This is a genomic window from Plantibacter sp. ME-Dv--P-122b (assembly GCF_030209375.1).
Taxonomy (GTDB): domain Bacteria; phylum Actinomycetota; class Actinomycetes; order Actinomycetales; family Microbacteriaceae; genus Plantibacter.
On the sequence record NZ_JARVSC010000009.1, the window covers coordinates 288,509 to 300,708 of the forward strand.

Consider the following 12,200-nt stretch of genomic DNA (forward strand, 5'->3'; position numbering starts at 1 on the left):
GTGGCCTGTCACAGGCCGACCCACTCCGTCTCGCCGTCGGCCAGGTGCTGGCGCTTCCAGATGGGGACGGTGCGCTTGATCTCCTCGACCAGCCGCTCGCAGGCGGCGAAGGCCTCGGCCCGGTGCGCGGCGGCGACGGCGGCCACGAGGGCCAGGTCGCCGACGACGAGCGACCCGACGCGGTGCGCTGCTGCCACTCGAAGACCGGTCTCCGCGGCGACCGTCCGGCAGCAGTCCTCCAGGAACCGTTGGGCGTCGGGGTGGGCCCGGTAGTCGAGGGCGTCGACCGCCTCGCCGTGGTCGTGGTCGCGCACGATGCCTCGGAAGGCCACGAGCGCACCGTTGGCGGGTGCCGCGACGAAGTCCTCGATCGCGTGCGCGTCGAGGGGCGACTCGGAGATGAGGGCGAGGACCTCGGGAACCGTCGACTCACTCATGCGCGCCACCTCCGGCGATCTGGGCGACGAGATGGTCGAGCAGGCCGTCGAGGACCGCGAGTCCGTCCTTGACGCCGCCGGTCGACCCGGGGAGGTTCACGACGACGGTGCCGCCGGACACCCCGGCGAGCCCGCGACTGAGCGCCGCGGTCGGGGTCTTGGTCGACCCGAGGGCACGGATCGCCTCCGCGATGCCGGGCAGTTCGCGGTCGAGGTGGGGCTGCGTCGCCTCCGGGGTGCGGTCGCTCGGCGAGAGGCCGGTGCCGCCCGTCGTGATGAGCACCGCGGGCGCAGCGTCCAGGGCTGCCGTGATCGCGTGGTGCACGTCGGCGTCGGACACGACCGTCACCGCATCGACCGCGTAGTCGTGCTCGGACAACCAGGCGGAGATGCGCGGCCCCGTGAGGTCCTCGCGCGTGCCCGCCGCGCCGGCGGTCGACGCGACGATCACGGCTGCCGTGCGCGGGCGGACGGTTCGTGCCGCCGGTGCCTCGACCGGGTCGGAGGCCTCGGGCGTCCAGTTCCCGCGCTTGCCGCCGGACTTCTCCAGCAGCCGGATGTCGCCGAGGACCGAGGCCGGGTCGACGGCCTTGACCATGTCGTGCAGGGTCAGGCCGGCGATCGACGCGGCCGTCAGGGCCTCCATCTCGACCCCGGTCTGGCCGGTCGTCTTGGCCGTCGCGGTGATGACGATCGAGTCCTCAGTGAACGCGAAGTCGAGGCTCACGGACGACAGTGCGAGCTGGTGGCACAGCGGAATGAGCTCGCTCGTCCGCTTGGCTCCGGCGATCCCCGCGATGCGGGCCGTCGCGATGACGTCCGCCTTCGGCAGACCGTCCGCCTGCACGAGCGCGATCACGTCCGGTCGGGTGGTGAACGTCGCCGTCGCCGTCGCGACCCGCTTCGTCGTGGCCTTGTCGCCGACATCGACCATACGTGCGCGGCCGTCGTCGTCGAGGTGGGTGAGCCCGGTCATAGTGCCCATGCTTCCACAGTGGCACCCGCGTCGAGCTCGAGGACGTCCTCCGGGATCACGAGCAGCACGTCGGAGGCCGCGAGCCCGGCCACGAGGTGGGAGCCGGGGCCTGCGACCGGCTCGACCCGGCCGTCGTCACGCCGGCGTCCGCGCAGGAACTGGCGCTTGCCGGGCACCGAACGCACGGCGATCGCGAGCTCGGCCGGCTCGCGCGACGCCTGTGGTAAGCCGGCGACCCGACGGAGGACCGGTGCGACGAAGACCTCAAACGAGAGTTGCGTGCTCACCGGGTTGCCGGGGAACGCGATGATCGGGACGCCCCGGTGGGCACCGAGCGCCTGTGGTCCGCCGGGCTGCATCGCGACCGAACCGATCCAGCCACCCAGCGGCCCGAGGACGTCACGGACGACCTCGTGCTCGCCCATGGAGATCCCGCCGGAGGTGAGGATGAGATCGACCTCGCCGTGGAGGTCGTCGAGCAGGGCGAGCAGGACGTCGGCGTCGTCGACGACGCGCGCACGGTCGGCGACCTCGGCTCCGGCAGCGACAACGGCGGCCGCCAGTGCGGTCCCGTTGGAGTCGAAGGTCTGGCCGAGGGTCGGCGTCTCGCCGGGTTCGACGAGTTCGGCACCGGTCGTGACGATCGCGACCCGAACCCGCCGCCGCACCTCGACGGTCGTGATCCCGGCCGCTGCCAGGACGGCGAGGTGTCGTGAAGCGAGGCGCACGCCGGCCGGAAGCAGCTCCTCACCGGCGCGGACGTCGCTCCCGCGCTCCCGGACGAACAGTCCCACCGGGCGCTCTCCGCCGCTGCGCGGACGACCGAGGACGACGGTCTCGACACCGTGGGAATCCGTCTCGACCTCGCTCTCCTCGACCGGCACGACGACGTCCGCTCCCGGCGGCACGACCGCGCCGGTCATGATGCGTACCGACGTCCCCGGTTCGAGCGGCGCGGGGTCGATCGGACGCGCGGCGATCTCGCCCACCACCCGCAACCGCGTCTCATCGCCCGTGAGGTCTGTTGCCCGAACCGCGAAGCCGTCCATCTGCGAGTTGCGGAACAGCGGCAGGTCGACCGGTGACGGCACCGCCACGCCCGTCACCCGACCTGCCGCCTCGTCGATCGGCACGTGCTCGGCGCCGGTGTCGGTCACGGCGTCGAGGAGGGCGGCGACGTCGGAGGCATGCTGCTCGACGGTCTTCCGACTCGTGGGCGCTGGCGTCGTCATGGTGGTTCCCGTCGTCGAGGTCGGTCGGTGGGGCTGCACGGGGTGTTCGGAGCCGCGGTCAGTAGCGGGGGACGGTCGGATCCACGAGGCGCGACCACGCGTCGATGCCGCCCTCGAGGTGGACGGCCGAGTAGCCGCGCTCGAGGAGCAGGCGGAGCGCCGACTCGGATCGGATGCCGTGGTGGCAGTAGACGACCACGGGCGTCTCGGGGTCGAGACCGTGGAGCGTCTCGGGGAGCGAGCCGAGCGGCATCAGGGTCGAACCGGGCAGCCGGGCGATCTCCGCCTCCCACGGCTCGCGGACATCGAGCAGCACGGCCTCATCGTCGCTCGCCGCGAGCTGCGGTGCGGTGATCGTGCGGCCGGCGTGTCGCGGCTCGTGAGGGGCTGCCGCTGCGGCGCTCGCCGCGTCCCCTCCTGGCATCCGATGCAGATGCTCGTCGAGCGACACCTGCCGGGCACCCGCGGGGTCGCGCTCGTATCGGAGTTCGCGGAACCCGCCGCTCAGCCCGTCGAACATCGTCACCCGGCCGAGCGAGAGGATCCCGACTCCCGTGAGCACTTTGATCGCCTCGGTGGCCATGATGGACCCGATGACCCCGACCGTGGTGGGCAGGACGCCGCCGGCCTCGCAGGAGAGCACCGAACCGTCCGTCGGCGGGTGGGGGAAGAGGTCGCGGTAGCGCGGGCCGCGAGACGACCAGCTGAGCCCGGCCTGCCCGCCGTACTGCGAGACCGCGCCCCAGACGAGCGGGACGTCGGCGAGCGTCGCGGCGTCGTCGACGAGGTACCGGGTATCGAAGTTGTCGCTGCCGTCGATGACGAGGTCGATCTCGGCGTCGGCGAGGAGCCCCATGATCTCGCCGGGTCCGAGACGGAGGCGGTGCCTGAGGATCGTCGCATCGGTGTTCACGGCGACGGCGCGGTCGGCGGCCGAGTCGACCTTCGGCCGGCCGACGTCCGCGGTGCTGTGGACGGTCTGCCGATGCAGGTTGCTGAGCTCGACCGTGTCGTCGTCCACGAGGTGGATCGCGCCGTCGCCGGAACCGACACCGGCAGCGGCGAGCGCCGGGATGACGATGCTGCCGAGGCCGCCGGCGCCGACGATCAGCACCCGTGCGTCGGCGAGGCGCTGCTGCGCCGTCAGTCCGAACCCGGGGAGGGCGAGCTGCCTGGCGTACCGCGCGGTCGAGGACATGCGCCGATTATCCCACCGGCACGGTGCCCGCCGGCCCTCAGACTGCATCCGCCCGCGTCCGCCGGAGGCAGCAGGCGCCGCCGCAGGAAACCGACAGGAGTGGTGCAGTGGCTCGACGCGTCGATCGATGCTGGGATGGAGGCATGGATGACCACCTCCCCATCGTCGAGTTCGCGTTCCCCGGCCCGCTGCGGGACAGGCTGGTGGCGGCGATCGAGTCCGGCGAGAAGGTCGCGACGAGTTCGCTGGCGCACGAGTACGAGGTGGCAGCCGAGGAGTTGCCGGCGGTCGGGCAGCGCGGAATCGTCGTCGATTCCGATGGCGCTCACCGCTTCGTCATCGAGACGGTGGGTGTCGAGGTGGTACCGCTGGGCGAGGTGCCGCTGGCCCACGCTCTGGCGGAGGGCGAAGGCTACACGTCGGTCGCCGACTGGCGTTCCGGCCACGAACGGTTCTGGACCTCACCGGAGATGCAGGCCGAACTCGGCCCCGGCTTCCAGCTCGACGACACGACGCTCGTCGTCCTCGAACGGTTCGCCCTCATCGCGCGGGACTGAGGCCGATCAGACCGGCTTGACCGGCGTGCGCAGGAGGCAGAAGGCGTTGCCCTCGGGATCGGCGAGGACGTGCCACGACTCGTCGCCCGTCTGTCCGATGTCCGTCGGGCGTGCACCGAGGGCCAGCAGGCGCTCGAGCTCGGCGTCCTGGTCGCCGTCGGTCGGGCTGACGTCGATGTGGAGCTTCGACTTCGGCTGTGGCGGGTCGTCGCTGCGGCTGAGGATGATGGTCGGCTGCGATCCACCGAAGCCGTCCCGCGCTCCGATCTCCACCCCGTCCTCGTCCCGGTCGAGCACGACGAAGTCGAGGACCTCGCACCAGAAGCGGGCGAGCGCTTCCGGATCGCGGCAGTCCAGGACGAGTTCACTGATGCGACATGACATGACGGCAATGTACCGGCGCGATCCTCGTGGCGGAAGCCGTTGCGGAGCTACCGGCCGTCGGACACGCCGCTGTCCGTCTGGGCCCAAGAGGTCAGCGTGATGACGAAACCACGGACGAGGCGGTCGAAGCTGCGGTCGAGGTCTCGGTCGAGCCCGAAGGAGCCTGCCGCCTCGAGCGACACGAAACCGTGCAGGGTGGAGCGGAACGCTCGGATCGCGTCGATGGCGTCGTCACCGCGGAGTTCGTAGGCCGTGAGGACGTCGCTGATGACCTGGATGGCGCCGAGCGATGCCGCCGTGTCCTCCTCGTCCTCCGGTCCGGCGATCCACTGCGCGGCCGTGTAGCGTGCCGGGTGCTCCAGGGCCCACTCCCGGTAGGCCCCGGCCATCACCGTGATCGCGTCCGCGCCCGAACGGCCGACGGCCGCGCGCAGCAGGACGTCGCCGAGCTCGCCCTTCGCCTTGAGGGAGATGCTCCGGCGGAGTCCGGCGAGCGAGTCGAGGTGCTTGTAGAGCGAGGGCTGCCGGACGCCGAGCCGTTCGGCGAGGGCGGCGAGGGTCAGCCCCTCGAGCCCGACCTCGTCGGCGAGTTCGGCCGCTTCGTCCACCACGCGCGCGCGGCTGAGTCCCGCCCTAGGCACGGTGCAGCGCCGACTGGAGGAAGCCGAGGACGGCCTGCGAGGTGACCTCGGGCTGCTGGGCCTGCGGGTAGTGGCCGGCGTCCTCGACGAGGACGACCTCCGCGTGCAGGGTGTCGCCGATCCAGCGGGCCTCAGCCGCGGGGTCGGGGAAGTCGGGGTCCTTGGTGCCCATGATCACGAGCGTCGGAGCGCTCACGCCGGGGAGCGCAGCCTCGGCCGGAGCATGGTCGGTCTGTCTCGTCGTCTGCGAGAAGGCCTTGCCGTATGCGGGTCGACGCAGGCTCGCGAAGACGTCGGCGAGGTGGTCGTCGAAGTCGACCGGCTTCCGGCCCGCGTTCAGCGTGGGGAGGTAGGCCTTCCAGACCCGCGCGATCCACAGCGGGGCCATCATGGCGCGGAAGACCGCCTGCATGACGGCGCCCGCCTTCGGCTTGCGGACGAAGGGCCCGACGAGGACGAGACCGGACACGTCATCCGGGTGCTCGGCGGCGACGATCACGCCGGCGCCGGCAGCGAGCGAGTTGCCGACGATGACGGCCGGGGCACCCAGTTCGCGGATGAGGGCGTGGACGTCCGAGGCGGTCGCGACGTCGCCATAGGCGGAGAACGTCGTGTCGCTGTCGCCGTGACCACGGAGGTCGGTGGAGGCGACGCGGTACCCGGCCTGGACGAGCGCGGGAGCGAGGAAACGGTAGGAGGAGCGGAGCTCGCCCATTCCCGGGACGAGGACGACGAGCGGGCCGTCGCCCTGGATCTCGTAGGCGATCTTGCCTTCGGGACGCTCGAGGGTGCGGGTGGCAGGCCCTGTCGATGCCGGGTTCGTGTTCATGAAGCTAGTCTGCATCGCCGTTTGGCTAATGTCAATAGCTTTGATGGATGACCCTCATTCGCCCAAATTTGGGCGCCCGAGGTTCCGTTCGCCCAAGCATGGGCGAACGAGTGCGAGGGAGGGGCGTCAGCCGAGGTCCGTCCACCAGCGGACGCCGTCGAGGGTGACACGCGTGGTCTCCTCGTGATGGAGGACGACCAGCAGGACGTCGTCGCAGTGCCGACAGCGCACCACCCAGGCATCCGGGGTGCCGAACGCCAGCTCCGCGGCGAGGGGCGAGACGTCGCGGCACCCGAGGCACTGCGACATTGTCCCGCTCGGGTCGGTGCCGGTCAGTTCCGACAGGGTTCCGGCGAGGACGTTCCCGTCGAGATGCGAGGTCATCACGCGCCTCCGAACCGCTCGGTCTTGATGCGGGCGGGATCATGGCCGATCGCGACCAGGGTGTCGGCGACCGCCTCGACGAAGCCGGTCGGTCCGCAGACGAACACCGACGGGGTCTCGCCACCGGTGGCCTCGAGCGCCTGCAGGTCGGCTGCGGCCAGGCGTCCGGCGGGACGCGGCCAGCCGTCGGGGGCTCGCCGGGTGTAGATCCAGGTGACCTCGACCCCGGTCGCCGCAGCGAGCTCGTCGGCGAAGAATGCGTCCTGCGGTGAGCGGACCGAGTACACGAGTCGGAACGGCGTCGTGCTCCCGGCCGCTTCGTGCGCTCGCACCATCGCCATGAGCGGCACGATGCCCGACCCGCCGCCGATCAGGAGGACCGGCTCCGTGTCCTCGAGGCGCCAGACGAACCAGCCGCCCAGCGGGCCGCGCACCTCCACCTGGTCGCCGACCTCGATCGCGTCGACGAGGAACGGGGAGACCTCGCCGTCCGGGACCCGGTCGACGGCGATCTCGATGCGGTCACCGGCATCCGCGGAGGCGATCGAGTAGGAGCGCACCGCCTGGTAGCCGTCGGGCGCGGTGAGGCGGACGTCGGCGTGCTGTCCGGCCAGGTTTCCGCCCCAGCCGGGGACGTCCAGGATGAGGCTCCGCCCCGAGGGCGTCAGCTGCGTCGCCGTGACCACGGTGGCCGGCTTCCAGACGTCGACATGGTTCGTGCGCCTCACGAGTACCGCTGTTCGAGCCAGGGGTCACCGTAGGCGTGATAGCCGTTCTGCTCCCAGAACCCCGGTTCGTCGTCCTGCTGCATGACGAGCCCGCGGATCCACTTCGCGCTCTTCCAGAAGTAGAGGTGCGGGATGAGGAGTCGCGCCGGGCCGCCGTGCTCCGCGGCGAGCGGCTCGCCGTCGAAGCCGGTGGCGATCCAGGCCTTGCCGTCCAGGAGGTCGTCGAGTGGGACGTTGGTCGTGTAGCCGCCGTAGGAGTGGGCCATCACGAAGTCGTAGCCGCTCTCGACCTCGGCGAAGAGCGTGTCGAGGGAGACGCCCTGCCAGCTCGTGCCGAGTTTCGTCCAGCGGGTCACGCAGTGGATGTCGCGGGTGATGTCGTCCTGCTGCAGGGCCTGCATGGCCGCCCAGTCCCAGCGGTGGGTCTCGCCCGTCTCCGTCCGGATCTGGAACTCCCACTCATCGGTGTCGATCCGCGGCGTGGGCCCGGCGGACAGCACCGGGAAGTCCTCGGTGAGGAACTGACCGGGCGGGAGTCGGTCGTCCTGCTCCCGTGCCCGTCCTCCGAAACCGCGTGTGAACACCGCCATGTCGACCTCCTCTGGATGGTCAACACCCTAGTGAGCAGGTGTCGGTGAAGCCAGACCTTCCTGTTCAGGAACCGCCCGGGTGGTAGTCCGGACGAAGTCAGCGATCGAGTGGCCCGGGGTGGAGCAGTGCGTCGGTCATGACCCGCGCCGTCCGTCGGGCTGCGGCGATGATGGCGGCGTCGGTCGCGTCCGTGTTCGCCGCGGCCGAGACGGCGGCGTTGATGGACAGCAACGCCATCCGCAGCATGACCACCGACTCGGGGTTCGTGTCGGGGAGCAGTCGGCCCAGGTCGTCTGCGAGTTGGGACAGGCCGGTGCCGACGCGAGGCTCGTCGCCGTCGTGTGCCAGGCCGGCGAAGAGCAGGGGGTTCGCGGAGAGGAACCGGATGCCCTGCAGTTTCTCGGCGGTGAAGGAATCGACCCATCGGGTCACCGCTTCGGCGAGGAGGGCGGGGGTCGCAGGCTGGTCGCGAACCCAGTCGAGGAGGTCCTCCGCCTCGTCTCCGCGCTGATCGAGCAAGGACTGCACGATCGCCTCCTTGCCGTCGAAGTGATAGTACAGCGAGGCCTTGTTGATCCCGAGCTCGTCCGCGATCTGTCGCAGCGAGGTCGCCTCATAGCCCTGCTCCGTGAAGAGTCGCAGTGCCACTCGCCTGGCCGCCTCGCGGGTCTGTGCGCCACCACGGCTTCGCACGACCGTGTCCTGGTGCTCGCTCATGCCCCCATCGTACCTACCGCGCGGTAGATTAACTACCTACCGATAGGTAGGCTGGCGGCTTCTGACGTGAAAGGTGAACGACATGACCGAATACACCGTGGTCCGCGAGTACCCCTATCCCATCGAGGAGGTCTGGGCTGTCCTGACCGAGCCTGAACAGGTCGCGCGCTGGACGACGACGGGGCAGGGCGGCCGGCCGGAGGGCTTCGCGCCCGTTCCGGGGACGCCGTTCCGGTTCGTCGGCAAACCGACGATCGGCTGGGACGGGGTCGTGCACTGCGAGGTGGTCTCCGTCGATGCGCCCGCGGCGCTCCACTACACGTGGAATGGCGACGCGGACACCGACGACGTCACCGACGTGACCTACCGCCTGGAGGCGACGCCTGACGGCACCCGCTTCACCTGGCACCACACCGGCTTCACCGGGATCGGCGGCTTCTTCATGTCGAGGCTGCTCGGCAACGTCCGGAAGAGGATGCTGACCGAGGGGCTGCCGCCGGTCTTGGAGGCGTATCACCGGGCGCTGTCGTGAGCACCTTGCTCGAGGTGCGGGTGTCGGAGTGCGCCTCGGCGCTCGCCCCGTCGCTCAGCCCGTGATGAGGTTCGACAGGGCGTCGATCGAGTGGACGACGGCGAGGGCGCCGGTGGCCTCTGCCGGCGAGCCGTAGCCCCACTCGACGAGGATCGTCGGGATCCCGTGCGCTGCCGCTCCCTCGATGTCGTGGAGGCGGTCGCCGACCAGCACGGTGCGGGACGTGTCGACGCCAGCGGCCGTGAGGCGCCGGACGGCCTCACCGACGACGTCGGCCTTGCTGCTGCGGACCTCGTCCTCGGAGGCGCCCGTGACGACGGTGAAGTACTGGCTCAGGCCGAAGTGGTCGAGGATGGTGTTCGCCTGCGACTCGGGCTTCGAGGTCGCGAGCCCGATGGGGATCCCGGCCTCGGAGATGCGCGCGAGCAGCCCGGCGACGCCTGGGAACACCGCGGTGCCGACCTCGGCGCCCTCGATGGCGACCTGGCGACGGTACTCGGTGAGGGCGAGCTGCGACTGCAGTGGGTCCATGTCCGCGAAATCGCGGAAGGAGTCGAGCAGCGGCGGCCCGACCCAACGCAGCAGCGATTCGTCGGACGGCACGACGGCACCGACGTTCGCCAGGGTCGTCTTCATGCGGGAGATGATGCCGGGAGCCGAGTCCACGATCGTGCCGTCGAGATCGAACAGCACGCAGGACCAGCTGCGGTGGAAGGACACGGTCGTACTCGCGAGGTAGAGATCGGTCACACGCTCCATCCTAGGGCGACCCCTCGGCCCGGGTTCATGCCCAGCGCGGTGCGCTGGGGTGAGCGCGGGTATGGCGGCGTGAGCGCGGGTGTCCGGGCGTGAGTGCGCGCGTCGCGGCCTCAGCGCGGTGCTGGTGCGAGAGCGCGGGTCTCCGGAGGGGCGCGCTCGAGTCTGTACCCCGCGCTCGCGTCAGCGCACCGCGCTGGCCGCACCACCGGGGAGGGTTGTCAACCGGTTGCCAGAGCCGTAGGCTGACAGGGCCGGCAGCCCGACTGTCTGGTTCCCGATGACGAGGACGAACGCGAAGGCGGAAGCGCACGTGAATGCACAACACCCGGTGAGCTGGACCCTGTCGGGCTTCGGCGACGAGATCGACACCGACCCGACGACGCAGATCGCCGTGCTCGAGGCACTCGGCGCATCGCACATCGAGGTCCGGAGCGCGTGGGGCGTCAACATCATCGACCTCGACGCCGACCAGCTCGCCCGACTCGGTGCGCAACTGCAGCGGTCGGGCATGGGCGTGTCCGCCATCGGATCGCCGATCGGCAAGGTCGACGTGGCCCTCGACGCCGAGCTGGAGGTCGCCCGCCTCGCGCGGGCGATCGCCGCTGCACACGCCCTCGGGACCTCGAACATCCGCATCTTCTCCTTCTTCCGCGGCGAGGGCGTGCCGGTGGAGGCCACCCGCGACGACGTCCTGGTCCGCATGCGCCTGCTCGCCGACCTGGCCGAACGTGAGGGGGTCGTGCTCCTGCACGAGAACGAGAAGGACATCTACGGCGACGTCCCGGAGCGCATCCTCGACCTCGTCGAGTCCGTCGGATCGCCGGCACTCCGCCTCGCCTGGGACAACGCGAACTTCGTCCAGGTGGGCGTCGCCCCGTTCGACGACGGCTACGCGATGCTGCGCCCGTACCTCGACTACCTGCAGGTCAAGGACGCGGTCGCCGAGAGCGGGCAGGTCGTGCCGTCCGGCGAGGGCGACGGGCAATTGCGCGAGACGCTGACCGCGTTGCGCGACGACGGCTACGCCGGGTTCGCCTCGCTCGAGCCGCACCTCTCCGACACCCACGCGCTCGGCGGCTTCTCCGGTCCCGCCTCGTTCGGCGTGGCCGCCCGGGCCTTCCGGAGGCTCACCGACGAGCTGGGGATCGAGCTGCGATGACTCGCGGGCCCGCACCCGTCCTCCGTCGCGTCGCCGTGATCGGGTGCGGCGACATCGCCGCCCTCCACCTCGCGGCGATCGAGACGGTCCCCGGTGCGCAGCTCGTGGCGGTGTGCGACGTCGACGCCGACCGGCTCGATGCGGCGACGGCTGCGACGGGTGTCCCCGGCTTCACCGAGCTCGACCGGCTGTTCGACGAGGCACGACCCGACGTCGTCCACATCTGCACCCCGCACCACCTGCACGCCGACCAGGCGATCCGGGCACTCGAGCGCGGGATCGACGTCATCCTCGAGAAGCCCCTCGCTCACACGCGCGAGGAAGCCGAGCGGCTCCTGGCTGCGGCGGAGCACAGCCGCGCGAAGATCGCCGTGTGCTTCCAGAACCGCTACAACCGGCCCGCGGAGCGCGCGAAGGAACTCCTCGACTCCGGCGAGCTCGGCGCAGTGCTCGGCGCTTCGGCGGTCGTGCCGTGGCATCGGACGGCGGCCTACTACGAGGATCGCCCGTGGCGCGGTCGCTGGGAGACCGGCGGCGGCGGACTCCTCATGAACCAGGCGATCCACACGATCGACCTCGTGCAGTGGTTGGTCGGCGACCCGCTCGAGGCGACGGGGTCGATCGCCACCCGTGCCCTCGCCGCGACGATCGAGGTGGAGGACACGGCCGAGCTGCGCATCGTGCACGCCGGTGGCGCGACGAGCACGGTCTACGCGACAGTCGCCGGGGTCGCGAACCTGCCCGTGAGGATCGACGTCGTCTGCGAGCTGGGCACGCTGAGCTTGGGGGCCGAACTCACCGCGCGCTTCGCCGACGGGCGCGTCGAGACCACCGTTGAACGTGTGACGGCCAGCGGAGCGCGCTCCTACTGGGGCGTCTCCCATGAGCGGCTGATCCAGGACTTCTACGCGGGGCTCGACGAACCGGGCGCCTTCTGGCTCCACCCCGCAGAAGCGCGGAAGGCGTTCGACGTGATCCAGGACGTCTACGACGCGGCGATCCCCGAGCGCCGCGAAGTGACGTCGGTCCTCGCCGCGCAGCTCGACGGTCGCTGAACCACCACCCGTCGCGGGCGG

16 protein-coding genes are annotated in these 12,200 nt (G+C 70.9%); 4 read left to right on the plus strand and 12 right to left on the minus strand.

The features are described 5' to 3' along the window. Positions 1 to 8: 8 nt before the first annotated feature. The 4 genes from QRN19_RS16345 to QRN19_RS16360 are packed head-to-tail and all read right to left on the minus strand — an operon-like array spanning position 9 to position 3,843. On the minus strand, positions 9 to 437 hold the full coding sequence (locus QRN19_RS16345; protein WP_056011786.1) for a molybdenum cofactor biosynthesis protein MoaE: 429 nt from the start codon (positions 435 to 437) through the stop codon (positions 9 to 11). Then, positions 430 to 1,413, minus strand: coding sequence for a bifunctional molybdenum cofactor biosynthesis protein MoaC/MoaB (gene moaCB, locus QRN19_RS16350; protein ID WP_285028246.1), 984 nt, complete (start codon positions 1,411 to 1,413; stop codon positions 430 to 432). Before moaCB ends, QRN19_RS16345 begins: the two co-directional genes overlap by 8 nt. Continuing rightward, positions 1,410 to 2,645, minus strand: a complete 1,236-nt coding sequence (locus tag QRN19_RS16355) for a molybdopterin molybdotransferase MoeA (protein WP_285028247.1) — start codon at positions 2,643 to 2,645, stop codon at positions 1,410 to 1,412. The genes moaCB and QRN19_RS16355 overlap by 4 nt, the downstream gene beginning before the upstream one ends. A gap of 58 nt (positions 2,646 to 2,703) precedes the next feature. Then, a complete protein-coding gene (locus QRN19_RS16360) occupies positions 2,704 to 3,843 on the minus strand; it encodes a ThiF family adenylyltransferase (protein ID WP_285028248.1) in 1,140 nt (379 codons plus the stop codon). A gap of 143 nt (positions 3,844 to 3,986) precedes the next feature. Here QRN19_RS16360 and QRN19_RS16365 point away from each other — a divergent pair, with 143 nt between their 5' ends. Further along, positions 3,987 to 4,400, plus strand: coding sequence for an ASCH domain-containing protein (locus QRN19_RS16365; protein WP_285028249.1), 414 nt, complete (start codon positions 3,987 to 3,989; stop codon positions 4,398 to 4,400). A gap of 6 nt (positions 4,401 to 4,406) precedes the next feature. Here QRN19_RS16365 and QRN19_RS16370 read toward each other — a convergent pair whose 3' ends face one another. The 7 genes from QRN19_RS16370 to QRN19_RS16400 all read right to left on the minus strand — a co-directional run bounded on the left by QRN19_RS16370 (position 4,407) and on the right by QRN19_RS16400 (position 8,674). Next, positions 4,407 to 4,784: a VOC family protein gene (locus QRN19_RS16370; protein ID WP_071261898.1), complete on the minus strand. Its 378-nt coding sequence runs from the start codon at positions 4,782 to 4,784 to the stop codon at positions 4,407 to 4,409. Between the two features lie 47 nt (positions 4,785 to 4,831). Further along, on the minus strand, positions 4,832 to 5,395 hold the full coding sequence (locus tag QRN19_RS16375; protein ID WP_285028250.1) for a TetR/AcrR family transcriptional regulator: 564 nt from the start codon (positions 5,393 to 5,395) through the stop codon (positions 4,832 to 4,834). A 22-nt stretch (positions 5,396 to 5,417) separates the two neighbouring features. Beyond that, entirely contained in the window at positions 5,418 to 6,254 is an 837-nt protein-coding gene (locus QRN19_RS16380) for an alpha/beta fold hydrolase (protein ID WP_285028251.1), read from the minus strand. 126 nt (positions 6,255 to 6,380) lie between these two features. Further along, on the minus strand, positions 6,381 to 6,638 hold the full coding sequence (locus tag QRN19_RS16385) for a DUF6510 family protein (RefSeq protein ID WP_285028252.1): 258 nt from the start codon (positions 6,636 to 6,638) through the stop codon (positions 6,381 to 6,383). Then, positions 6,638 to 7,366: a ferredoxin reductase gene (locus tag QRN19_RS16390; RefSeq protein ID WP_285028253.1), complete on the minus strand. Its 729-nt coding sequence runs from the start codon at positions 7,364 to 7,366 to the stop codon at positions 6,638 to 6,640. The genes QRN19_RS16385 and QRN19_RS16390 overlap by 1 nt, the downstream gene beginning before the upstream one ends. Then, complete coding sequence (locus QRN19_RS16395; RefSeq protein ID WP_086472594.1) at positions 7,363 to 7,956, minus strand: sulfite oxidase-like oxidoreductase; 594 nt, start codon at positions 7,954 to 7,956, stop codon at positions 7,363 to 7,365. The genes QRN19_RS16390 and QRN19_RS16395 overlap by 4 nt, the downstream gene beginning before the upstream one ends. A 97-nt stretch (positions 7,957 to 8,053) precedes the next feature. Continuing rightward, positions 8,054 to 8,674, minus strand: coding sequence for a TetR/AcrR family transcriptional regulator (locus QRN19_RS16400; protein ID WP_285028254.1), 621 nt, complete (start codon positions 8,672 to 8,674; stop codon positions 8,054 to 8,056). An 82-nt stretch (positions 8,675 to 8,756) separates the two neighbouring features. Here QRN19_RS16400 and QRN19_RS16405 point away from each other — a divergent pair, with 82 nt between their 5' ends. Then, positions 8,757 to 9,206: an SRPBCC family protein gene (locus tag QRN19_RS16405; protein ID WP_285028255.1), complete on the plus strand. Its 450-nt coding sequence runs from the start codon at positions 8,757 to 8,759 to the stop codon at positions 9,204 to 9,206. A gap of 54 nt (positions 9,207 to 9,260) precedes the next feature. Here QRN19_RS16405 and QRN19_RS16410 read toward each other — a convergent pair whose 3' ends face one another. Beyond that, positions 9,261 to 9,956: an HAD hydrolase-like protein gene (locus QRN19_RS16410; protein WP_285028256.1), complete on the minus strand. Its 696-nt coding sequence runs from the start codon at positions 9,954 to 9,956 to the stop codon at positions 9,261 to 9,263. Positions 9,957 to 10,242: 286 nt separating this feature from the next. On the opposite strand from QRN19_RS16410, the gene QRN19_RS16415 reads away from it, so the two are divergent. After that, complete coding sequence (locus QRN19_RS16415) at positions 10,243 to 11,124, plus strand: sugar phosphate isomerase/epimerase family protein (protein ID WP_502928294.1); 882 nt, start codon at positions 10,243 to 10,245, stop codon at positions 11,122 to 11,124. Further along, complete coding sequence (locus QRN19_RS16420) at positions 11,121 to 12,179, plus strand: Gfo/Idh/MocA family protein (RefSeq protein ID WP_285028257.1); 1,059 nt, start codon at positions 11,121 to 11,123, stop codon at positions 12,177 to 12,179. Before QRN19_RS16415 ends, QRN19_RS16420 begins: the two co-directional genes overlap by 4 nt. Positions 12,180 to 12,200 lie beyond the last annotated feature (21 nt).